21 protein-coding genes are annotated in these 22,846 nt (G+C 64.7%); 8 read left to right on the top strand and 13 right to left on the bottom strand.

The features are described 5' to 3' along the window. Positions 1–119: 119 nt before the first annotated feature. Positions 120–557, bottom strand: coding sequence for a thiol-disulfide oxidoreductase DCC family protein (locus CCZ28_RS12555; protein WP_140218484.1), 438 nt, complete (start codon positions 555–557; stop codon positions 120–122). 153 nt (positions 558–710) lie between these two features. Between CCZ28_RS12555 and CCZ28_RS12550 the strand changes: the two genes are divergently transcribed. Continuing rightward, positions 711–1,508, top strand: a complete 798-nt coding sequence (locus CCZ28_RS12550) for an SDR family NAD(P)-dependent oxidoreductase (protein WP_140218482.1) — start codon at positions 711–713, stop codon at positions 1,506–1,508. On the opposite strand, the gene CCZ28_RS12545 is transcribed toward CCZ28_RS12550, so the two are convergent. Beyond that, positions 1,505–2,245, bottom strand: a complete 741-nt coding sequence (locus CCZ28_RS12545) for a DUF502 domain-containing protein (protein WP_140218480.1) — start codon at positions 2,243–2,245, stop codon at positions 1,505–1,507. The two genes, CCZ28_RS12550 and CCZ28_RS12545, sit on opposite strands and share 4 nt — an antisense overlap. A 105-nt stretch (positions 2,246–2,350) precedes the next feature. Further along, on the bottom strand, positions 2,351–4,165 hold the full coding sequence (locus tag CCZ28_RS12540) for a S9 family peptidase (protein WP_140218478.1): 1,815 nt from the start codon (positions 4,163–4,165) through the stop codon (positions 2,351–2,353). A 354-nt stretch (positions 4,166–4,519) separates the two neighbouring features. Here CCZ28_RS12540 and CCZ28_RS12535 point away from each other — a divergent pair, with 354 nt between their 5' ends. Continuing rightward, on the top strand, positions 4,520–4,888 hold the full coding sequence (locus CCZ28_RS12535) for a hypothetical protein (protein ID WP_140218476.1): 369 nt from the start codon (positions 4,520–4,522) through the stop codon (positions 4,886–4,888). Between the two features lie 172 nt (positions 4,889–5,060). On the opposite strand, the gene CCZ28_RS12530 is transcribed toward CCZ28_RS12535, so the two are convergent. After that, entirely contained in the window at positions 5,061–6,125 is a 1,065-nt protein-coding gene (locus CCZ28_RS12530; RefSeq protein ID WP_140218475.1) for a PA0069 family radical SAM protein, read from the bottom strand. Positions 6,126–6,290: 165 nt separating this feature from the next. Here CCZ28_RS12530 and CCZ28_RS12525 point away from each other — a divergent pair, with 165 nt between their 5' ends. After that, on the top strand, positions 6,291–6,839 hold the full coding sequence (locus tag CCZ28_RS12525; RefSeq protein WP_140218473.1) for a PAAR domain-containing protein: 549 nt from the start codon (positions 6,291–6,293) through the stop codon (positions 6,837–6,839). Between the two features lie 10 nt (positions 6,840–6,849). Continuing rightward, positions 6,850–7,779: a DUF6402 family protein gene (locus CCZ28_RS12520; RefSeq protein WP_140218471.1), complete on the top strand. Its 930-nt coding sequence runs from the start codon at positions 6,850–6,852 to the stop codon at positions 7,777–7,779. A 493-nt stretch (positions 7,780–8,272) separates the two neighbouring features. Here CCZ28_RS12520 and CCZ28_RS12515 read toward each other — a convergent pair whose 3' ends face one another. Next, positions 8,273–9,541 (bottom strand): OprD family porin, encoded by a 1,269-nt coding sequence (locus CCZ28_RS12515; RefSeq protein ID WP_140218469.1) that lies wholly within the window; start codon positions 9,539–9,541, stop codon positions 8,273–8,275. A gap of 254 nt (positions 9,542–9,795) precedes the next feature. Continuing rightward, entirely contained in the window at positions 9,796–11,193 is a 1,398-nt protein-coding gene (locus CCZ28_RS12510) for an MFS transporter (RefSeq protein WP_140218467.1), read from the bottom strand. Between the two features lie 454 nt (positions 11,194–11,647). Between CCZ28_RS12510 and quiC the strand changes: the two genes are divergently transcribed. Together quiC and CCZ28_RS12500 are read left to right on the top strand one after the other, a co-directional pair. After that, positions 11,648–13,549 (top strand): 3-dehydroshikimate dehydratase QuiC, encoded by a 1,902-nt coding sequence (gene quiC / locus CCZ28_RS12505; RefSeq protein ID WP_140218465.1) that lies wholly within the window; start codon positions 11,648–11,650, stop codon positions 13,547–13,549. Positions 13,550–13,630: 81 nt separating this feature from the next. Beyond that, the gene (locus CCZ28_RS12500; protein WP_058779593.1) at positions 13,631–14,287 is read left to right on the top strand and encodes a TetR family transcriptional regulator; all 657 of its coding nucleotides are present in this window, start codon (positions 13,631–13,633) and stop codon (positions 14,285–14,287) included. A gap of 324 nt (positions 14,288–14,611) precedes the next feature. Here CCZ28_RS12500 and CCZ28_RS12495 read toward each other — a convergent pair whose 3' ends face one another. From CCZ28_RS12495 to CCZ28_RS12480, 4 genes are all read right to left on the bottom strand, one after another. Continuing rightward, positions 14,612–15,469: a glucose 1-dehydrogenase gene (locus tag CCZ28_RS12495; RefSeq protein ID WP_140218463.1), complete on the bottom strand. Its 858-nt coding sequence runs from the start codon at positions 15,467–15,469 to the stop codon at positions 14,612–14,614. Positions 15,470–15,485: 16 nt separating this feature from the next. Further along, the gene (locus CCZ28_RS12490) at positions 15,486–16,559 is read right to left on the bottom strand and encodes a class I mannose-6-phosphate isomerase (RefSeq protein ID WP_140218461.1); all 1,074 of its coding nucleotides are present in this window, start codon (positions 16,557–16,559) and stop codon (positions 15,486–15,488) included. Positions 16,560–16,611: 52 nt separating this feature from the next. Further along, a complete protein-coding gene (locus CCZ28_RS12485) occupies positions 16,612–17,469 on the bottom strand; it encodes an SDR family oxidoreductase (protein WP_140218459.1) in 858 nt (285 codons plus the stop codon). Positions 17,470–17,557: 88 nt separating this feature from the next. Further along, complete coding sequence (locus CCZ28_RS12480; protein ID WP_058779589.1) at positions 17,558–18,145, bottom strand: TIGR00730 family Rossman fold protein; 588 nt, start codon at positions 18,143–18,145, stop codon at positions 17,558–17,560. 333 nt (positions 18,146–18,478) lie between these two features. Here CCZ28_RS12480 and azu point away from each other — a divergent pair, with 333 nt between their 5' ends. Beyond that, entirely contained in the window at positions 18,479–18,928 is a 450-nt protein-coding gene (gene azu / locus CCZ28_RS12475) for an azurin (protein WP_140218457.1), read from the top strand. 904 nt (positions 18,929–19,832) lie between these two features. Here the strand turns inward: azu and CCZ28_RS12465 are convergent. After that, the gene (locus tag CCZ28_RS12465; protein ID WP_140218453.1) at positions 19,833–20,381 is read right to left on the bottom strand and encodes a glutathione peroxidase; all 549 of its coding nucleotides are present in this window, start codon (positions 20,379–20,381) and stop codon (positions 19,833–19,835) included. An 82-nt stretch (positions 20,382–20,463) separates the two neighbouring features. Further along, entirely contained in the window at positions 20,464–20,793 is a 330-nt protein-coding gene (locus CCZ28_RS12460; protein ID WP_140218451.1) for a hypothetical protein, read from the bottom strand. 221 nt (positions 20,794–21,014) lie between these two features. On the opposite strand from CCZ28_RS12460, the gene CCZ28_RS12455 reads away from it, so the two are divergent. Next, positions 21,015–22,421, top strand: a complete 1,407-nt coding sequence (locus tag CCZ28_RS12455; protein WP_140218449.1) for an L-cystine transporter — start codon at positions 21,015–21,017, stop codon at positions 22,419–22,421. Positions 22,422–22,427: 6 nt separating this feature from the next. Here the strand turns inward: CCZ28_RS12455 and CCZ28_RS12450 are convergent, their stop codons facing one another. Beyond that, positions 22,428–22,814, bottom strand: coding sequence for a DUF2809 domain-containing protein (locus CCZ28_RS12450; RefSeq protein WP_167509236.1), 387 nt, complete (start codon positions 22,812–22,814; stop codon positions 22,428–22,430). Positions 22,815–22,846 lie beyond the last annotated feature (32 nt).

Genomic DNA, 22,846 nt, shown 5'->3' with positions numbered 1-22,846 from the left:
CGAACAGCCGCGCAGTTTAGCCCAGACCGGCGCGCAAACGAACCATGGCCGGATGCCAGCAGGGTGGCACGAAGGCGTCTCGCTTGGGCTCCTGCGGCAGTATGCCATCCCGGTCTGGGCTAACCCTTGCGTCGCTCCTCGCGGCGTTCGTCCAGGCTGCAGGCGTCATCCCGACAGCGGCGCCCGCCGTCCGGATGCGGCAGCCAGGTCAGCCCCGGACGCAGCTTCAGGAACAGGCGATAACCCAGTTCCAGCAGGGGCCGTAGCGGACGCCAGGCGAGGGGCCGCGCCCAGTGGCCGAGGCCGGCGGTGCGCCAGCTCCAGTAGGTGGCATCCAGGCCGCGGAACCAGTGGCCCTCGGCATCGCGGGCATGCAGCAGGTCGAGCATGACCTGGCGCGGCGGGGCATCGGCCGGCGCCTGGTAATCCGGCGCGGCCAGGTCGACCAGGTGCAGGCGACTCGGGTCGGCATGCCGCCGCAACCAGGCGATCTCGCGGGCGCAGAGCGGACAGGCACCGTCGTGGTAGAGGGTCAGGGGCAGGCGGGGCGCGTGCATGGGGATCATCCTGTGGGTCTTGCCTATCTGGACCGGCGGCTGGGGCTGCCGTTGCGCTTTCCGCCGAACGGTAAGCGCAACGGCGCGCCCTGGCGAGTCGGAATTAGAGACGCCGGATGACGGCATTGCAGCTAACCAACGAACGAGGTCGCTATGGATCTGGGAATCAAGGGGCGCGTCGCCCTCATCACGGGCGCCAGCGGTGGCATGGGGCTGGCCACGGCCAAGTTGCTGGCCGAGGAAGGCGTCAAGCTGGTGCTGTCCGACCTGGAGCAGGTGACGTTGGAAGAGGCGGCCAAGGGCCTGCCGGGCGAGCCGCTGCTGATCGCCGCCGACATGACCGACCAGGCCGCCGTGAACAGGCTGGTGGAGCAGGGCGAGTCGCGTTTCGGCCAGATCGACATCGTGGTCCATACCGCCGGCGTCACTGGCGCCAAGGGCGATCCGCTGGAACTGGCCGACGCCGACTACGAGGAGGCCTGGGCCACCGATTTCTTCTCCGCCGTCCGCGTCGCCCGCGCAGCCATTCCGCGCATGCGTAAGCGCGGCTGGGGGCGCTTCGTCTGCATCACCTCGGAAAACGCCGTCCAGCCCTATTGGGAAGAGGCCGTCTACAACGTCGCCAAGGCGGCCCTGGCGGCCTTCATCAAGAATCTGTCCTACAAGGAAGCGGCTCACGGCGTGCTGTGCAACACCGTTTCGCCGGCCTTCATCGAGACCGGCATGACCGACGGCATGATGGAAAAGCGCGCCAAGGAACTGGGCGTTTCCTTCGAGGAAGCCATCGAAAGCTTCCTCGACGAAGAACGGCCCGGCATCGTGCAGAAGCGCCGCGGCAAGGTGGAGGAGGTGGCCGCGGCCATTGCCCTGCTGGTGTCCGAACGCGCCTCTTTCATCAACGGCAGCAATCTGCGCGTGGATGGTGGTTCGGTCCAGGCGGTGCAGAACTAAGAAGGGCGGGGCGACTCCTCGGTCGTCCCGCCTTCCTGCCCCTGCTGGCGCCGTACCGCCTCTTCCAGGGGAATGAATTCCACCTGGCGATCCTTGACCACCGGCGGCAGGGTGATGCCCATTGAGACGTAGATGCTGGTGAACATGTCGATGCCCATGTCGGCCGGTTTCACCCAGTCAACCGGCACATAGAGCAGGCCGCCACCCACCGGCACCGGCGCCGAGGGCACCAGCACGGCGTGATAGTGGCGACCATCGATGTCGACCACCGCCGGATTGGGCAGCAATGCCAGCACCGCCACGCCCTGGCCACCGAAGAAGCACCACACCGGACTCATGGCGCGGATGTCCGCCCCGCCTTCCTTGCGGTCGAGCAATTCGACGAAACGCTCGGCCAGGCCATAGAGCTTGCCGAACACCGGAATACGCCGGAAGGTCAGGTTGGCGAACCAGGCCAGGGGGCGGCGCAGACCCAACTTCACTGCGATGCCCAACGGATAGAGCAGCACCAGCAGCACCAGGGTGCCGATGCCGTAGGCGGCCAGGGAGTTGCCGACGAAGGGATGCCCGACCGCCACGAATAGCTTGCCCAGGGTGGTGTTCGGCCCGATCAGCCCGTTGAGGAAACTGACGATCCAGCCGATCAGGGCCAGGGTCAGCACCAGGGGCAGGAGCAGCAACAAGCCGGCCAGCCAGGTGGACACGATGCTTTCGAAACCGCGACGAACGAAGGGCATGCCAAGACTCTATGACTAAAGCGCCATTCTATACGGGTGGCCTAGACCCGGTACCCATGAAGACAGACTTTATGAGCGCTCGGCGTCCTATCGCCAGCCTGGACGTCATAGCCAGCGGCGGTAGAAGCCCGCTTCCTGCTCCAGGGCATCCGCCTGGTTGGCCGCACGACGAAAGCCATGACCTTCCTCGGGATAGCGTCGCACCACCACCGGCACGCCGCGCGCCTCTAGGGCAGCGGCCATGGCATCGGTCTGCGCGGGTACCACCACGGCGTCCTTGAGGCCCTGGAAAAAGATCACCGGCGCCTTGATCCCCGCGGCGTGCAGCAGCGGGGTACGCGCCTCGTAGCGCTGGCGATCGGCTTCGGGATCGCCGATCAGCCAGTCCAGGTAGTCGGCCTCGAACTTGTGGGTGACCTTGGCCAGCGCCAGGGGATCGCTCACGCCATAGAGACTGGCGCCGGCGCGGAACACATCGCGGAAAGCCAGGGCGCAGAGCACCGTATAGCCCCCCGCGCTACCGCCACGGATAAAGGCACGCTGCGGATCGATATGGCCTTGGCGACCCAGGTACTCGACCACCGCGCAGGCATCGTCCACGTCCACCTCGCCCCAACGCAGGTGCAGCGCCTGGCGATAGGCGCGGCCATGGCCGCTACTGCCGCGATAGTTGAGATCGACCACGGCGAAGCCCTGGCGCACCCAGAACTGGATACGCGCATCGAACACCGGATAGGTGCAGGAGGTAGGGCCGCCATGGACGATGACCAGCAGCGGCGGCGGACCGTCCCCGCGGTCTTCGGGCAGATAGAGAAACCCCTGGGCCAGGGCGTCGCCACTGGGATAGCTCAGTCGCTGCGGCGTGACGATGGCGCTCTCCGGCAGGGGCGCCGCACCCCCGGCCAGTACCTGCACGGCGCCACTGTGGCGGTCGATGGCGAGGATCGCCGCGGGGCGGCTCGGGGAGGCGGCGATGCAGTAGCAGCGCTGCTCATCCAGGGCCAAACCGCGAAAGCGGCTGAAGTCCGCGGCCAGGCGCCGCACTTGGCCATTGGCCTGATGCTCACCGAGCAGACCGAAGCCATCTTCCTGCCAGGTCGCCAGCCAGCCGTCGTCGCTCGTGGGCAGCCAGCTGGTGCCGCCCAGTTGCCAGGGCGCGGCGGCATGGTCCGCCGCAGGAGCCGGGGCGGGCGCGAAGCCGGTGGCCGTCTCCCGCCAGGGTTGCCACCAGCCGTGACGATCGCTCAGTGCCCAGAGGCGATTGGCGCTATCGAAAGAGGGCTGCTGCAGCGACTCCTCGGGGTCGGCAGCGATGACCAGGGGAGCGCCCGGCAGGCCCCGCTCGTCCAGGGCGGTGGCCAGCAGGCGGGTCCGGGTCCAGGGCTGATGCGGTCGGTCCCATTCGATCCAGGCCAGCCGGCGACCGTCGGCGCTGGCGCGCGGCGCGGCATAGAAGTCCGCGCCCTCGGCCAGCACCAGGCGGGTTCCCGCGGTATCCAGGGCGACCAGGCGATGGCGTGGCGGTTGCTCTTGGCGATCCTCCTCCACGGCCAGGACCCGGCGGTGCCGCCCGTCCCAGCTCAGATCGCCGTAGCGCAGGTGCGCCGCCCCGGCCAGGCGCTGCGGCGCGCCACCCGCCAGCGGTTGGCGATAGATGCCCTGGTCGGCCTCGTTGACGAACCAGGGACCATCGTCGGCCAGGCACAGCGCGCCGCCGCCATACTCGTAGACCCGGCTGCGCAGGCTGAAGCCCTCCGGCGTCAGGCAGCGCGGCGCCTGGTCGGCCTGCCACCGCCAGAGGCGGGTAGCGCCGTCGACCGGGTCGTACTGGCTCCAATAGAGGCCGCTGGCATCGACCTTGAGTTCGGCGAAATCGATACCGGCGGCAACGGCCTGGGCTGGGGTGAGGGAGATAGACATGGCGACTCCAAAGGCGTTGGCAGTCGTTAGCCTAGCAGCTGGGGGCGGAGAGCAAAGCGGGCGGTGCGCTGCCTGCATGCGGCGACAGGCCAAACCGCTACGACCTGGGCATCGCAAGGCGCAGGACCATCGCCCCCTCTCCCTCAGGGGGAGGGTTGGGGTGAGGGCACTGCGGACTGTTGGGCTTCGCTACGCTCAACCCAACCTACAACAGCGGCCCCTGGCTGGGGCCTACAGAGGCCCCATGACTAAGCTGCCAAACCGGGGTAGTCTGCCAGTTCAGCCGTCATGGCACCCTGCCATGCACCCAATCCCCGTCACGCCCGTCAGCCGTGCCTCTGGCCGGAGGTCGTCATGCCCCGTTCCGTCCTGTCTTGGTCATCCGTCCTGCTGCTGTGCCTGGTCAGCTCTTCGGCCCTGGCGCTGGACCTGAGCCTGCCGCCCAGCCAACCGTCTGCAGCCACCCTGGACAAGCCCGCGCCGACGGCCCAAGCCCAACCGCAGTCCGAGACGTCCAGCCTTCCCGACCTGGGCAGCGATCCCTCCCTCTTCGGCAAACTGCCGAAGGTACATGGCACTCTGGGCTACGGGGTGATGATGGGCAAGGGCCTGCCGAATGGCGTGGAGTCGGCGACCCACCTGGGCCTGGAGACGCAAGCCACCGATCACATCAGCATCGGCCTTGGCCTGACCCAGTGGCAGGGTGGGCGCGTTTTGCCTTGAGGCCATGGGGGCTTCCGCAAGGATTTACCCTGGCTTGGCAGCGCCTTTTGTCCGCATCGATGGATCGCCTGGGCAGCGTTGCGCCTTAGCCTTATAGGACCTGTTTCGGTCGCCGGCCAAAGAGCGAAAAATCATCCACCTCTTGGGGGGGCGACTGGCAGAAGCAACCGCCCTAGAACAACCCCAACTGCTCCCCCGGCGGCGCGAACTGACTGCAATCCAAGCCTTCGCCCTCCCGCCGTTCCAGGCCGAAGCGCCGACGTGCCAGGCGAAAGCGCTGCGCCAGCAACTCGGCGAACTGGCCTTCGCCCTTCATGCGGATTCCGAAGCGGCTGTCGTAATTCTTGCCGCCGCGGGACTGGCGAATCAGGCTCATCACATGGGCGGCGCGTTCGGGAAAATGCGTCTGTAGCCATTCCTCGAACAAGTCGGCGATCTCCAGTGGCAGGCGCAGCAGGGCGTAGCCAGCCGAGCGGGCGCCATGGTCGCGCGCCGCTTCCAGCAGAGCTTCCAGCTCATGGTCGTTGATCATGGGGATCATCGGTGCCAGCAGCGCGCTCACCGGCACCCCGTGCTCGTGCAGGGTGCGCATGGCTTTCAGGCGGGCCGAGGGGGTCGCGGTACGGGGTTCGAGGATGCGCTTGAGGTCGTCATCCAGCGTCGTGAGGCTGAAGGCCACCCGCACCAGATTGCGTTCGGCGAGCTGCACGAACAGATCCAGATCGCGCAGGATCAGCGCGCTCTTGGTGATGAGGGTCACCGGATGGCGATAGCGCAGCAGGATCTCCAGCGCCTGGCGGGTCAGTTGATACTGCCGCTCGATGGGCTGGTAGCCATCGGTATTGATGCCCAGGGCGATGGGCTGTGGCTGATAGCCCGGCTTGCCCAGTTCCGCTTCCAGGCGCTCCGCCAGGTTGGTCTTGGCGATCAGCTGCGTCTCGAAATCGATACCCGGCGACAGATCCCAATAGGCGTGGGACGGGCGAGCGAAGCAGTAGATGCAGCCATGCTCGCAACCCCGATAGGGATTCACCGAGCGGTCGAAGCCCACGTCCGGGGACTGGTTGCGGCTGATGACTGTCTTTGCGGTTTCCTGGCGAACGCTGGTGGTGAAGGTCAGCGGCGTCGCCTCTTCGTACCAGCCATCGTGCTCGGCCTCGCTGCGGGTCGCGGTGAAGCGATTGTGCGGATTGCTGGCAGTACCACGGCCGCGTGGTGGACGTTGGGGCTGGGTCATGACCAGATCTCGATATCTGTATTTTTATACAGTATATGGCCTGGCCGAGCAGAACAAGTCTCTAGCAGAACAGCAGGATGAGAGGTTGGTCGCCAATCGCGAAAGTACCGTGCTAGAGGGGTTTTCAGCGAATTGTTTTGGCGGTATACGCATTGCAGTCCCGGCATGGAGCTGGGCCCCCGACGAAGGAGTGTCACCATGTCCGGCAAACCCGCTGCCCGTCTTTCCGATACCGATGCCTGCCCGCTTACCGGCCACGGTCCCAATCCCATCGCCAGTGGTTCGCCCGATGTGCTGATCAACGGCCTGCCCGCCGCCCGGGTTGGCGACAGCACCGCCTGCGGCGACGTCATCGTCCAAGGCAGCGCCACGGTATTCGTCAATGGCCAGCCCCTGGCCCTGCTCGGCAGTGCCACCGCCCACGGCGGCGTCATCATCAGCGGCTCCGGCGATGTGCTGGTGGGCGATCAGGTCAGCCAGGCGGCTTTCATCCCGCCCTCGCCGATGCCTGGCTATTACGACGAGCACTTCGTGCTGCACGACGAAGTCACCGGTGCCCCGCTGGCCGACCGCGCCTACCGGCTGCGCACCGCCGGCGGCCAGGTCATCGAAGGCCGCACCGACGACCAAGGCCGCACCCGCGCCCATACCGCCGCCCAGGCCGAGTCGCTATCCGTCGACTTCGAGCCCCAGACCGCCATCGTCATCGGCTGAAGACACTGCCATGCAGCCCATCACCTCGACCGCCACCCTCACGCCTACCACGCAGCGCCAGGGCGTCAAGGTCCAGACCCGCCCCTTCAAGATCACCGACATCCCCGATGCCATGGACAAGATGAACTGGCCCGTCGCCGCGGCTTTGATGCGGCATTGGTTCAATGGCAAGCCCTGGCCGGATACGGTGGATGGAGGAATGAGTGCTGAGGTGAAGAGACATGATGCCTGGCCAACAGAAGAATATATCGAGGAAACAATCGTCAAGATGGACTGGGTTCTCCAGTTTTCCGAGTCTCGTGACGCCTGGCATGCTTTGAGAGGGTTGTGGTTTAGCGAAAGTGCCCAGGCCTTTATGAAGGTTAATTTGGCAAGAAATTTTTTCGGGATGGCTAACGGCCTTTACCCGGTTGCCTTTAAGGGCAAAGCAAGCGCGGCAGAAAAATTCGGGAGATTCAACACTCAGCCAGTTGTATTTGCTAATTGGGATATTTCTTCGCTAAGTGAGTTGCGAGGTGCCTTAGCGAATTTCAATATGAGGGTGGCGGGCGAAGGCGACGTTTTAGTGAGCGGAAATCGCTTGCGGTTTGAAGTGAGGCGTTTGGCTTTTTATATAGAAGATAGTTATGATTTTCGCGTTCCCTATATGTGGTATAGCCAGCCGTTAGGTTTTTGGGGGTTTGAAGGTATGGCGAACAGTGTTGCAGAGTTGATGGCGCGAAATGGACGTCTACATATAGGCTTCAGCGAAGGTTCTATCTCTGTCGCTGAGGTACAGGCACGTTATGCAGATTTTATGTCTAAAAGATTTTTTCTAGTTACTAACTCGGATTTCGCTGAGTATAGGGCTAACTCTGGGAATGGTGGAGATTTTAGAATTTTTTCGGATATAAAATACGAGAATTTGCCTAGGGCGATAGTTCTTGAGGTCAATCGGTGAGGGCGCTCAGGTTATTTTTTTTCGTTGTTGCTCTATTCGCTTTTATGCTTTTCCTGGAGGCTTGGCGAATCATAAATGCTCCTGCGGACTACTCAAGAGATAGTCCTTGGGGAGATTACAAAGTGGAAAGTGTTTGGATATTCACTCCATTGCTTCCTTCTTTTAGTTTAGGCTACATGCGATTTGTTAGAAAGGATTCTGGAGCGGCTTATCGTTCGCCATTCTTCAATCAGGACGCGTTGGAGATGGGAGTCTATGAGAGTCAGGAGTCTATCGGTATGACTTCCATGACTTTTTCAAAAGTCGACCATCGAATAGAGTTGCATATGAACGGCTGGTGTCCTGTTTGGCTGAATTATTTGATTAGCAACGTGGACTATTCTTCAACAGGGGATGGACGGTGTGGGATTCTTAAATCAGATTGATTACTGAATCCTTGCTCTGTATTTCGCAACAGCTCAGCGGCCACCCATGCAGCCGCTGAGCCCCTTCCTTACAACACCGAGATGGGGTAGTTGAGGATGATGCGGTTCTCGTCGAAAGAGCCGCTGGCGCTGTAGTCGCGTCTCATGGTCGAGTTGCGCCAGCGGATCAACAGCTTCTTCAGCGGACCGCTCTGCACCTCGTATTGCACCTCGGACTCGCGGCCCCATTCCTTGCCGTCGGTGATGGTGCCGGTATGGACGTTGTCGCCGCTCAGGTAGCGGTTCATCAGCGTCAGGCCCGGCATGCCGAAGGCGGCGAAGTTGTAGTCGTAGCGGACCTGCCAGGAGCGCTCCCGGGCATTGTCGTAGCTGGAGTTGTAGCTGTCGTTGCCCAGGGCACCGCCGCTGGTGCCGTTGACTCTCATCCAGGGGCTGTCGCCACTGACGCGTTGCAGACCGACATAGAAGGTGCCGCCGCCCTGCTTGGCGGAGAGCAGCGCATAGGCGGTGCGGTTGTCCAGGGCGCCGGCGCGCGCGGAGCCATCGTCCTCGCCGATGAAATAGCCGAGGTTGGCGCCCAGGGTCCAGCTGCCGACCGGCTGGTAGTGGATCAGGTTGATGAACTTCTGGTGGTAGATGTCTTCGAGTTGGGCGTACCAGAGGCCGATCTGGGTGCGTTTCTCGTTGAACTTGTATTCGCCGCCGACGAAGTTGAAGCGGTCGGAGGTGGCGTTGGCGCGGCCCTGCATGAACATGTCCTGCATGCTGGCGTCGTTGCGCGGGCTGTTCTGGCGCATCTGGCCGCCCCAGAGTTCCAGGTTCTGGATCTCGGCGGAATGGATCTGGGCGCCCTGGAAGGTCTGCGGCAGCGAGCGGCCATCGTCGGATCTCAGGATCGGCAGGACGGCGAACCATTCACCGACCTTGATATCGGTCTTGGACACCTTGGCCTTGGCTGCCAGGGCCAGACGGCCGAAGTCCTTGGCCGGTTCGTTGCCGGCGTGGGTCGGCAGCAACTGGGTGCCGTAGGTGCCAGCGCCACCATCGAGCTTGACCGAATACAGGCCGAGCGCATCGATGCCGAAGCCGACCGGGCCCTGGGTGTAGCCGGAGGTCAGGCCGAAGATGAAGCTCTGGGTCCATTCCTCGGCCTTGTTCTGTGCAGTGTAGGCCGGATCGACGAAATTGCGATTGAAGTAGAAGTTGCGCAGGTTGAGGTTGGCCTTGGTGCCGTCGATGAAACCGCTGTCCGCGGCCCACAGCGAACCGCTGCTGGTCAGGGCGGCGAAAGTGGCGCAGGCGCGGGCGAACCGGCCGGAAGCGAGGCGAGTGCTCATGGGTGTTCCTTGTTCTTGTTGGTAAGGGGTGCCCTGCCGGCGTTCAGTCGGCATCTGAGAAGGGCGGGGTAAGGCGGCGTGGTGGGTGGTGCTAGGAGGGGGAGGGCAACATGGTGGATTCCTTTCTTATTTGAATTATTGGAAAGCAAAGACCGAAGCGATCGGCTGCGTAGTTATATGACAACGTACTTCTTGCGGCAAGCGGATCGGGATAGCCTGTTGGAGCCCTCGCCAGGCAAGGGCTCCAGGCAGGGTCAGACGCTAGCTTTCAGGCTGTCCTGACGCGCCGTGTCGTAGGCGTGCTTGTCCATCTGCTGGGCGCCGGGCTTGCCCAGTTCGCTCATGGGCACGCGGTAGGTTTCCGGCGACAGGTAGGCGGCCAGGGCCGACAGGCAGGTCACACCGAAAGCCAGGCCACCGACCACGATCCAGATGTTGTCGGTGCCGGGCGGAGCGACCAGGGCGAACAGCGCCGGCAGCAGGGCGGTGAGCATGGTGCCGATGTTCTGGGAGATGGCCATGGCCGAGACGCGGTAGCGGGTCTGGAATTGCTCCGGGTAGAAGCTCGGGAAGACCGCGTTGTAGCCCTGGTAGACCACGCCCCACATCAGCAGCGACATGCCGAAGGCCAGCGGCAGGTTGTGGATACTGATGGCATAGAGGTAGCCGAAGGCCAGCAGGCCGGAACCCAGGGCGCCGCCGATCATGGTCGGCCGCCGGCCGATACGGTCGGACAGGTTGCCGACATAGGGGATCACCAGTACCGCGACGATGTTGCCCACCACGGGTATCCACAGGTAGACGCTCTTGTCGAAGCCGATGCCATAGGCTGGCTGCACCGCATAGGCCGCGCCGAAGATGGTGGCCACCACCGGGATCACGTTCATCAGCGCCATCAGCGCGACCAGGATCATGGACTTCCAGCTGGTGCTGAGGGCTTCGCCGATGGGGGTGCGCTTGGGCGCAGCCGCCGTCTCGGCCTTGGCCTCTTCCTTGACGAAGGCAGGAGTCTCGTGGACCTCGCGGCGGATGATGAAACCAGCCAGCAGGACGAAGGCGCTGAGCAGGAAGGGAATGCGCCAGCCCCAGCTGTTGAAGGCATCGGCGGGCATGAAGTAGGCCAGCGGCAGGAACACCGCGGCGGCCATCACCTGACCGGCTTGCACACCCTGCAGGGTGAAGCTCGCGTAGTAGCCCCGCCGGCCGAAGGGCGCGTGTTCCAGCACCATGGAGCTGGCACCGGAAATCTCACCGGCCACGGCAAAGCCTTGGATCAGACGCAGCACCACCAGCAGGATGGGGGCGAGGATGCCGATCTGGTGGTAGGTGGGCAGCAGGCCCACGGCCATGGTGGCTATGCCCATGAGGAACATGCACAGCAGCAGGACGTTCTTGCGGCCGCGGGTGTCGCCCCAGTGGCCCAGCACGAAGGCCCCCACCGGACGCGCCAGATAGCCCACGCCGTAGGTGGCGAGGGAGGCGACGATGGCGATCTTGGGATCGGTGGAAGGGAAGAAGATCTGCGGGAAGATCAGCGCCGCCGCCTGGGCGTAGATGAAGAAGTCGTAATATTCGAGTGCCGAGCCGATCCAGCCACTCGCGGTGGCTTTCTTGGCTTGGGAGCCGGTCGTAGGGGAGGCGGTATTGGCCATGGTTGTCTCCGGAATTATTGTCAGGCCAGGATGGAGTTCGGCGACGCGCACGAGCACGCTCGATCGGCGCAGGTCCGAACTAGGTAGAACGGGGCGTAGGGACTAGCCTGCCCGTCGCCGACTGGTCACGGATGGACGACAGGCGAGACGGGGAGCGAAGGATAGCGTGGATAGCTGGGGCATGGACGCACACTCTTGTTTGTCTTGTTATGGTCGACGCGGTAGAAGCGACGAGCGCAGGAGGCTCTGGAATTCATAGTGCGAGTCGTCGCTGCGGCTGGTCAATTCGCTGAACGACCAACTGTTCGATCAGCGAACAGAAACTAACCGGTTCGTACATAATCCATTGTTGGGCTGGATGGCGCCGAGAATAATCGTCCGCAGACCCGACGAACCAGATCTTCTCCGTGGCGGTCATCCGACGGAGACGACCGTTCACTACAGGAGCTTCGGCATGCTGCGTTCCATCGCTACCGTATCCATCAGTGGCACCCTGACCGAAAAGCTCGAAGCCATCGCCGCGGCGGGCTTCGACGGCGTGGAGATCTTCGAGAACGATCTGCTGTATTCCGGCGCCAGCCCGCGCGAGATTCGCCAGCGCACCCAGGACCTGGGCCTGGCCATCACCCTGTTCCAGCCGTTCCGCGACTTCGAAGGCGGGCGCCGTGAGCGCCTGCAGCGCAACCTCGACCGCGCCGAGCGCAAGTTCGACCTCATGCAGGAACTGGGTACCGACCTCATCCTGGTGTGCAGCAACACCGCCGCCGATAGCCTCGGCGACGAGCGCCTGATCGCCGACGATCTGCAATTGCTGGCCGAACGCGCCGCCCTGCGCGACCTGCGCATCGGCTACGAAGCCCTGGCCTGGGGCCGTCACGTCAACACCTGGCAGCAGGTCTGGCGGCTGGTGAAGGAAGTCGACCATCCCAATCTCGGCGTGCTGCTGGATAGCTTCCACACCCTCTCCCTGGGCGGCGATCCGGCCGGCATCGCCCAGATCCCCGGCGACAAGATCTTCTTCGTGCAGATGGCCGATGCGCCGCTGTTGCAGATGGACGTGCTGGAGTGGAGCCGCCATTTCCGCTGCTTCCCGGGCCAGGGCGAATTCGACCTGGGCGGTTTCCTCGCGCCCATCCTGCAGACCGGCTACCAGGGCCCGCTGTCGCTGGAGATCTTCAACGACGGCTTCCGCGCCGCCCAGACCCGTGCCACCGCCGCCGACGGCCTGAGGTCGCTGCTGTACCTGGAAGAGCAGACCGCCGCCCGCCTGCAACGCGAGGAAACCCCGGTGGCCGCGCCGCTGTTCGCCCCGCCCCAGGCGCCGCGCCTGGAGGGCACCGAGTTCCTCGAGTTCGCCGTGGACGACGCCCATGGCGCCGAGTTGGCGCGTTGGCTGGGCAAGCTGGGTTTCGCCCAGGCCGGGCGCCACCGCTCCAAGAACGTCAAGCTGTTGCGCCAGGGCGAGATCAACCTGGTACTCAACGCCGAACCCTATTCCTTCGGCCATAACTTCTTCGAAGCCCATGGCCCCTCGCTGTGCGCCATGGCGTTGCGGGTGCCGGATAGCCACGCCGCCCTGGAGCGCGCCCAGCAGTACCGGGCGCAGCCCTATCGCGGCCTGGTGGGGCCCAACGAGCGGGAAATCCCGGCGGTACGGGCGCCCGATGGCAGCCTGATCTATCTGGCCGATCGCGGCGCCGACGGTCGCAGTCTCTATGACACCGACTTCGACGTCAGCGCCGGCGCCAGCGGCGGCCTGGGGCTGACCCATGTCGATCACGTGGCCATCGCCCTGCCGGCCGATGCCCTGGACAGCTGGGTGCTGTTCTACAAGAGCCTGTTCGACTTCAGTGCCGACGACGAGGTGGTGGTCCCGGACCCCTATGGCCTGGTCAAGAGCCGCGCCCTGAAGAATCGCCAGGGCAACGTGCGCCTGGCATTGAACATCTCCGAGAGCCGCAACACCGCCATCGCCCGGGCGCTGTCCAGCTATCGTGGCTCCGGGGTGCATCACATCGCCTTCGCCTGCCAGGACATCTTCCAGGCGGTGGAGCAGGCCAAGGCCGCCGGGGTACCCTTGCTGGAGATCCCGATGAACTACTACGACGACCTGGGGGCGCGCTTCGATTTCGATGACGACTTCCTCAGTCGCCTGGCCTATTACAACGTGCTCTACGACCGCGACGCCCAGGGCGGCGAGCTGTTCCACGTCTACACCGAGTCCTTCGCCAATCGGTTCTTCTTCGAGATCCTGCAGCGCAAGGACTACAGTGGTTATGGCGCGGCCAATAGCCCGGTACGCCTGGCGGCCATGCTGCAGGCGCGCCAGGGTCGGCCCGCCCCCGCGGAGTTTTGAGCGAGGCGGGCACCCTGCGGGTACCCGCGTATCCGGAACGGCGTCGGTTGGGCGCCGCTCCCATAACAAGAGTCATAGCCTATGCAGGACACCCCGGCGCTTGCGCCCACGCTCCGTACGCCGCGCAAGAACAATCCCGAGAAAACCCGCCAGACCATCCTTGCCGCGGCCGTGGCGGAATTCGCCGACCAGGGCCTGAGTGGCGCGCGCGTGGACGCCATCGCCGAGCGTACCCACACCTCCAAGCGGATGATCTACTACTACTTCGGCAGCAAGGAGGGGCTGTATCTCGCCGTGCTGGAAAAGCTCTACAGCGATGTCCGCGCCACCGAGGCGCAATTGCCACTGGACAGCCTGGCACCGCTGGAAGCCATCCGCCGCCTGACCGAATTCACCTTCGAGCACCATCGCAGCCACGACGATTTCATCCGGCTGGTAAGCATCGAGAACATCCACCGCGGCCATCATCTGGCCAGTTCGGCGACCATCAGCAGCCTGAATCTGTCGGCGCTGGAATCCATCCGCCGCATCCTCGAACGCGGCGAGGCCAGTGGCGAAGTCCGTGCCGGCCTTGATGCCGTGGACGTCCATCTGCTGATCAGTGCCTTCTGCTTCTTCCGCGTTTCCAACCGCCACACCTTCGGTCTCATCCATCGGGTGGATCTGGATGACGAAGACTCGGTACGCCGGCACAAGGCGATGATCGGCGATGCGGTGGTGGGGTATTTGAAGCCCTGAGTTGTGGCTTGCTGGGTAGGTTGGGTTGAGCGCAGCGAAGCCCAACAAGACGTCGTCATCTCGCACAAGCAACGCCGTATGGGGCTTTCCTTAGAGCCATTTTCAAGCTCGAAGGAAAGAGCCTCTAGGCTACTGAGCGGCCCTCTCCCAAAGGGAGATGAGGCGCCCGGCCAGGCTGCGGCGGCGTGCTTTACATCGAGCGCCAGAGTGCCCTGTGGCTATCAGGAACCTAGCGCCCTAGTGGCGGCCCTGCACCCAATCAACCCCCTCTCCCTCGGGGAGAGGGCTGGGGTGAGGGCAAACCCTGGTACCCCAGCCAAACCCTTAAAGCACCGGCATCCCGCCCGTCACCGGCAGCATGGCGCCGGAGATGTAGCTCGCTTCGTCCGAGGCCAGCAGCACATAGGCCGGGGCCAATTCCACCGGTTGGCCTGGGCGACCCAGTGGGGTGCTGCCACCGAATTGCTCGGGCTCATCGGGCTTCATGGTACTGACGATCAGTGGCGTCCAGATCGGCCCAGGGGCCACGCTGTTGGCGCGGATGCCCTTGTCGCCGAGCAGTTGCGCGAGACCCGCGGTGAAGTTGGCGATGGCGCCCTTGGTAGCCGAATAGGCCAGCAGGGTCGGCGGGGCGATGTCGGCGTTGATCGACGCGGTATTGATGATGGAGCCGCCGCGTGGCATGTGCTTCACCGCCGCCTGGGTGATGCGGAACATCGCATGGATGTTCACGTTGAAGGTATGCACCCATTCCTCGTCGGGGATCTCGTCGAGGCTGTCACGCACCTGCTGGAAGGCAGCGTTATTGACAAGCACGTCGATACGGCCAAAGGCTTCGACGGTCTTCTGCACCACGTCAAGGCAGGTCTGGCGGTCGACTAGATCGCCGGGCAGCAGGACTGCCTGGCGTCCGGCCTCGGTGACCAGGCGGGCGGTCTCGCGGGCATCCTCATGCTCGTCGAGATAGGCGATGGCGACATCGGCACCCTCACGGGCGAAGGCGATGGCCACGGCGCGACCGATGCCGCTGTCGGCACCGGTGATCAGCGCCGCCTTGCCCTTGATGCGACCCGAACCGCGATAGGTCTCGGCGCCGCTGTCGGGGCGTGGGTCCATGTGCGCTTCCGAACCGGGGAAGGTCTGGGGTTGGGGTTTCAGTGGGGGCTTGGGATGGTCGCTCATGGGGACTCCTTGGAGGTCAGGAAGAGAATTCGATGCCCAGGTCGGCCAGCACCGCTGGGCCGTAACCGGCAGCTGCCAGGGGCGCCTGGATGTCCTGTTGCAGATCGGGCACGTAGCCGATCAACAGGTCGGCCGGGCCGGTAAGGCGGATCTCGCCCAGGTCGGCCGGTAGCAGCAGGGATTCGGCGGCGCCGAGCATGCCGCTCCAGCCGGGCGCCTCCAGGCGCACCGGCCGGCCGACGTTGCTCAGCAGGCGCGCGCTGCTGAAACCATAGTCCAGCGGTGGCGCACCGGCGCCGGCCAGGCGCCAACGTTCCAGGGCGAAGTGCTGGCAAGCGGTGCACAGCAGGCGGTCGTGACCGTCACCCAGGGGCAGACGCAGACCGGGTGTGACTCGCGGATCAGCGTCCAGGTCCAGCTCGTCCAGCAGGGCTTCGATGCCGGCGCGCCATTCACCATGAGACAGGGGCTCGCCATCGGTCATGCGCCAGGGCATGGCGTGCTGCTGGATGTCCGAGGTCTGTTCGATCTCGTAGATCAGGGTGCCGGGGCCGAAGCTGTGCAGGGTGCCGCCGGGGACGAAGAAGGTCTCGCCGGCGCGTACCGGCAGGCGGCGCATCACGGCGTCGTAGTCCTGTCGCAGCAGGGCGTTGCGCACGCCGTCGCGGGTCTGGCTAGGCTTGAGGCCCACCAGGGCAGTGGCGCCCGGTTCGGCCCAGAGGATGTGCCAGGCTTCGGTCTTGCCGTTGGGTTGGCATTCCAGGCGCCGCGCGGTGGCGTCGTCGGCGTGCAGGTGCACCGGCAGGCGACCGCTACCGTCGATGAATTTGGTCAGCAGGGGAAACCAGGGCCCCTGCCAGCCGGGGGCGACCAGTTGATCGGGATGAGCTTCTACCACCTCGTGCAGACTGCGCCCGGCGAGGGGCCCTTCGAGCACCGTGGCGCTGCTGCCCGGCACATCGCTGATCTCCCAGGTCTCGGCGATACGACCGGGCGGCAGGCCGCGCTTGCCGAGGCGCTCGGCGATCTCGTGGCCGCCGAACACATGGGTGCGCAAGGGGGTGGATAGACGCAGGGGATAGCCGAGCATCGGGGGGACTCCAGCGACAGGAAAGGCCCCGGCAGGCGCCGGGGCCAGGGCATCATAGAATCGGCTTGCCGCCGGTGACGGCGATGCGTGCGCCCGAGGTGTAGCTGGATTCATCCGAGGCCAGCATCACGTAGACCGGCGCCAGTTCCACCGGCTGGCCGGGGCGGCCGAGCGGGGTATTGCCACCGAATTCCTTGACCTGCTCGGGCGGCATGGTGGACGGGATCAGCGGGGTCCAGATGGGGCCGGGGGCTACGCTGTTGGCACGGATGCCCTTCTCGCCGAGCAACTGGGCCAGACCCGCGGTGAAGTTGGCGATGGCGCCCTTGGTGGTGGCATAGGCCAGCAGGGTCGGCCGCGGCATGTCCGAGTTCACCGAGGTGGTGTTGATGATGGAGCCGCCCTTGCCCATGTGCTTCACCGCCGCCTGGGTGATGCGAAACATGGCGGTGATGTTCACATCGAAGGTGTAGACCCACTCGTCGTCGGGAATCTCGTCGAGGGTCTCGTGAGTCATCTGGAAAGCGGCGTTATTGACCAGCACATCGAGGCGGCCGAAGGCGGCCACGGTCTTGTCCACCACCGCCAGGCACTGCTCGCGCTGGGACAGGCAGCCCGGCAGTAGCAGGGCTTCACGCCCGGCCTCGCGCACCAGGCGGGCGGTGTCCTCGGCGTCTTCGTGCTCGTCCAGGTAGCTGATGGCGACATCGGCGCCTTCACGGGCGAAGGCGATGGCCACGGCGCGGCCGATACCACTGTCGCCACCGGTGATCAGCGCCTTCTTGCCGGTCAGGCGGCCGGAGCCCTTGTAGCTTTGCTCTCCGCAATCCGGCAGCGGATTCATGCGCGACTGCAGGCCGGGAACCTCCTGCTGCTGTTCGGGCATGGGGGCTTTGGGGAAGTCGGTCATGAAAGAATCCTCTTAACTAGGTGCCTGTCAGTACCGACAGGCCACAAGCGGCGAGGGTTCGAGATCCGGGACGGGCGGTGCAGCGGCGCTAGCGCGGCGCCGGTTCTGCCCAGCGCGGCGGCACGGTGGGCTGCCAGGCAACGAGGGCGTCTAGCAAGGCATTGGGCGAGTCTTCTACCTGCAGCATGGCGCGGTGCGGCGCGGCGACGAAGCCCTGGGCCACCAGATGATCGAGGAAGCCTTCGAGCTGGGCATAGAAGCCATCGACCTCCAGCAGGCCCATGGGCTTGGCGTGGTAGCCGAGCTGGCCCCAGGTCCAGACCTCGAAGAGTTCTTCCAGGGTACCCAGTCCGCCGGGGAGGGCGATGAAGGCATCGGCCAGTTCCGCCATCCGCGCCTTGCGCGCGTGCATGCCATCGACCACTTCCAGGCGGGTGCAGCCGGTGTGGCCTAGTTCGGCGGTCTTGAGACTTTGCGGAATGATGCCGATCACCTCGCCACCGGCGGCCAGGGCGGCATCGGCGACCACGCCCATCAGGCCGACCTTGCCCCCGCCATAGACCAGGGTGAGGCCGCGCTCTGCCAGGGTGCGACCAAGTTGCGCGGCGGCTTCCTGAAAGACGGGAGAGGCACCGGACTTGGCACCACAGAAGACACAGACGGCTTTCAGCGACATGGGGACTCCTCGGCAGGCAAAACGCCTAGCCTAGCCGCCCGATCCGCCGGATCAAAGCACCGTCATCGCGCGAGGAAAGCTTCTTCCGGCGCATTGCCGCTGGCGGCCTGGGCGTAGCTGGCGAACAGCTCGTGCAGCAGGGCGGTGAGGGTCATGGCGGGCATCCTTGGCTGGCGAGAGGTGCAGCCATGGTCGCAGGCACCTGGCGTGAACGCCCGGCAAAGGTTTCGATGGAGCCGATAGAGCGAAGCGTGCCACGCGCTTGCCAGGTCTGCCGGAACCCGCCACCCTCGCATCGGTCTGACTGGCGACTTTCACGCATCCGGAGGGTTCATGAAATCTAAGTTGTTCGCTGCGGCGCTGTTCGCACTGGGAAGTACCGGCGCCTGGGCCGCCGACAGCTGTACGACGCAAATCGAAGCCGGCGATCAGATGACCTATAGCCGCGCCTCCATCCAGGTCCCGGCGTCGTGCAAGACCTTTACCGTCGAGTTGATCCACAGCGGCAGCCTGCCCAAGAACGTGATGGGCCATAACTGGGTACTGACCCGCTCCACCGACGCCGCCGCGGTGGACGCCGCCGGCATGAACGCGGGTGAGGCCAAGGGCTACCTGCCCGAAGGCGACGAACGCATCATTGCCCATACCAAGATGTTGGGTGGTGGCGAGAAGGATTCGGTGACCTTCGACACCAGCGCCTTGGAGGCGGGCAAGGAGTACACCTTCTTCTGCTCGTTCCCGGGGCACTTTGGGTCCATGCGGGGGGTGTTGCAGCGGGGGTAGGGGGAGGGTGTGGCGGTCGACCGTGGCATTCCGACTCTTGAGCAGGAGACTCCTGTAGGTTGGGTTGAGCGTTAGCGAAGCCCAACTTATGGCACCATTGCCAAGACTTCTTGGTGTCTTAGTTGTTTATCCTGCCTTGCTGATACCTCTTGTTTCGCCCACCCGGGCGACTCACTTTTTTCAGTCGCGACTGCGCGTCCCGGAAAAAAGTAAGCAAAAACGCTTGCCCCGGACATCCGGCCCTCCGCTGCGCTGCGGGTCCGCTCACGCCAGTGCCGTTCCGGGGTCGGTCCAGATGGGCCGTCCCTGGCCCACTTGACCTCTCGCCGCATCCATGCGGCTCGACCCACTCCACGACGCTGGCGTTCGCCCTCCTGAACGGGGCGATTCGCCAGCCTGAAAGTTTTGGTTGAATAACCCGTACCCCGTAGCGTGGACAACGGCGCAGCCTTGTCCACTGATGGTTTCGGTGCCCACCTGTGGAAAACGCTGCGCGGTTTTCCACGCTACGAATCGCGATGGCCTCTCTGCAAACGCTCCCAAAGTTTCAGGCTGGCGTCCCGTCCCCGTCAGAGAGGCCGAGTGCAGGTGTTGCGGAGGGGGATGCGAGGCAGGACGCCGAGCAAGGCGCGAGGGGCAGGAGGCCCCTTCGTGCCGTGCCCCTGGAGCGGCACCGGAGCGAGGGGACCCGGAGCGCAGCGAAGGGCCGAAACGTGGGGCAAGCGTTTTTGGTTACTTTTGTCCGGGGCGCGCAGCCGCGATTGGCAAAAGTGACTCGCCCGGGTGGGCGAAACAAAAACTCTCCAAGCACTCAATAAGCAGCCATGGCTCCAACTAAACAAGCGTGAGGCCCTGCAACGTTGGGCTTCGCTCCCGCTCAACCCAACCTACCGGCACCCTGACCTCAACCCTTCGCCAACTCCACCTCAATCGCCTCCACCAACCGCGGATCATCCGCCGTCACATCAGGTGCAAACCGACCCATCACCTCACCATTGCGCCCAATCAAGAATTTCTCGAAATTCCACAGTACCTCAGGCTTGGGATTGGGGCTGCCGCCGCGGCTCAACATGCGCTCACGGAACGGGCCGTCGCCGGTGGCGTCGGGCTGGGCGCGGGTCAGTTCGTCGTAGAGCGGATGCTTGTCTTCGCCCACCACGCTGAGCTTGGCGAACAGCGGGAATTGCACGCCGTAGGTGAGGGTGCAGAATTCCTTGATCTCGGCGTCGCTGCCGGGCTCCTGCTGCTTGAAGTCGTTAGCGGGAAAGCCGAGTACTTCCAGGCCGCGCTCGCGCTGGGCCTCGTAGATGCGTTCCAGGCCTTCGTACTGGTTGGTGAGGCCGCACTTTGAGGCGACGTTCACCACCAGCAGCACCTTGCCCAGGTAGCGTTCCAGGGTCAGGGTTTCGCCGTCGATGGATTGCAGCGGCAGTTTCATCAGGGTCGTGGTCATGGTCGGCGTCCTCGGGGAGAAGCGACCAGCCTAGCGCAAAAGCGCCGCCCGGGTGGGCGGCGCCTGTCGCTCGGGCGAGGGATCAGCGCTTGAGCTTGACCACGTCGCCGGAGACGGTGGTGGTGTAGCCGTTCAGGACCCAGGCCCAGAACCAGTTTTCCTGCACCTGGGTGTTGATCAGGGCATCGCCACCGCGGGACCTGATGGCCGCGTTCTGGGCGCGCACGAAGCGGTCGTTCTGTTGGATCGGGATGACCTGGAACAGCATGATGCCAGTGGCCTTGCCTTCGCCATGGCCGATGACGGTGTACTGCGACGGGTCCAGGTTCTGCGTCTTCATCGCGGTGCCGGTGCAGCCGGTGACGGCGGCGGCGAGGGCGAAGGAAGCGGCGAGCTTGGCGAAACGTTGCATGAGGTGACTCCTTTTCTGGTTGGCAGCGTCGGACATCGTTTCCCGACGGTCTGCACTCTAGCAGTGCAGTGCGCCAGGCGAGCACCGTTCACCCCGGCGATAGAACCGCTCTTCCTGTTATCAGGTGATAGCACCTCGATCTAAGCCCAGGTGGCCCGAGCTGCTACCATCGCCGCCTTTTCGTCCGGCGGCCGCGCCGGGCGCCGCTTTGGAGAACCATTGTGAATCTGCCTCTCGTCCTCAACCTCGTCGCCTTCGTCGTGCTGCTCGGCCTGTTGGCTCGCACTCGCAATACCGGCTGGAGCCTGGCCGTGCGCGTCTTCATCGGCCTCGTCCTGGGCGTGGCCTTCGGCCTGGTGCTGCAACTCCTCTACGGGCACGACGCCCCCGTGCTCAAGACCTCCATCGGCTGGTTCAACCTGGTCGGTAACGGCTACGTGCAACTGCTGCAGATGAGCATCATGCCGCTGGTGTTCGCCTCCATCCTGGGGGCCGTGGCGCGATTGCGCGAGGCCTCGTCCATGGGCCGCATCAGCCTCTTGACCCTGGGTACCCTACTGTTCACCACCGCCATCGCCGCCTTGGTCGGGGTGCTGGTGACCTGGCTGTTCGGCCTCAGCGCCGAGGGGCTGGTGCAGGGCGCCCAGGAGACCGCGCGCCTGACCGCGCTGCAGAACAGCTATGTCGGCAAGGTGGCGGACCTGTCGGTGCCGCAACTGCTGCTGTCCTTCATTCCGAAGAATCCCTTCGCCGATCTCTCCGGTGCCAATCCCACCTCCATCATCAGCGTGGTGATCTTCGCCGCCTTCCTCGGCGTCGCCGCCCTGCGTCTGCAGCGTGACGATCCGGTCCGCGGCGAGAAGGTGCTGGCCGGTATCGACGTGCTCCAGGCCTGGGTGATGAAGCTGGTGCGCCTGCTGCTGCAACTCACCCCCTATGGCGTGCTGGCGCTGATGACCAAGATGGTCGCCACCGCCAGTCCCCAGGACGTGCTCAAGCTGGGCACCTTCCTAATCGCCTCCTACCTGGGCCTGGCCATCCTGTTCGGCGTGCATGCGCTGCTGCTGACCCTGAGCGGCCTGTCGCCGGCGCGCTTCTTTCCCAAGGTCTGGCCGGTACTGAGCTTTGCCTTCACCAGCCGTTCCAGCGCGGCGACCATCCCGCTGAACATCGAGGCCCAGACCGAACGCCTGGGCGTGCCGCCGGCCATCGCTAGCTTCGCTGCCTCCTTCGGTGCCACCATCGGCCAGAATGGCTGCGCGGGCCTTTATCCGGCCATGCTGGCGGTGATGGTCGCCCCGACGCTGGGCATCAACCCCTTCGATCCGTTGTGGATCGCCAGCCTGGTGGGCATCGTCACCCTGAGTTCGGCGGGCGTGGCCGGTGTGGGTGGCGGCGCCACCTTTGCCGCCCTGATCGTACTGCCGGCCCTGGGCCTGCCGGTGACCCTGGTGGCGCTGCTGGTGTCCATCGAGCCGCTGATCGACATGGGCCGCACCGCCCTCAACGTCAACGGCGCCATGACCGCCGGCACCCTGACCGCCCGCTGGATGGGTCAGTTGGACAAGGCCGCCTACGACCGTGACGACCGGGCGGAAGCCCCGGCCGCGCCGGTGGGGCGTGGCTGAGCCCAGTCAGTCGTGATGCGAACCGCGGATAGTTAGGCGCTGGTGGTGGGCCGAATGCCACTCCAGCGCTCGCATCACCCCGACAGCCAGCAGAATGCCCAGAGCGTAGGCCACCAGGTTCTGCCAGGAAAATACCTGGCCGAATACCAGGTGGCCGAGGATGGAGTGGCGTAGCTCCACTAGCCAGGGCGTCTGCCAGAGCTTAAGGACTTCGATACCCCAAGCCGAGGCCAGGGCGAGCACTAGGCGCTGCCGTAGGGGCCTGAGTGGCAGCAGCAGGCCCCAGCCGAAGAACACCATGGCCGCCCAGAGCACGTCGCCGGGGTACTTACCCGACGACGCGACCGCCCCGGGCAGGCGTGAAGCCAGGCCCAGGACGATGCAGCTCAGCATGCTCAACAGCGCAAATAGGCGCGAGCTGATAA

Source organism: Pseudomonas oryzihabitans, from assembly GCF_006384975.1.
Taxonomy (GTDB): domain Bacteria; phylum Pseudomonadota; class Gammaproteobacteria; order Pseudomonadales; family Pseudomonadaceae; genus Chryseomonas; species Chryseomonas psychrotolerans_B.
Note: the sequence above shows the minus strand (reverse complement) of the source record. Positions and strands in the feature narration are given on the sequence as shown.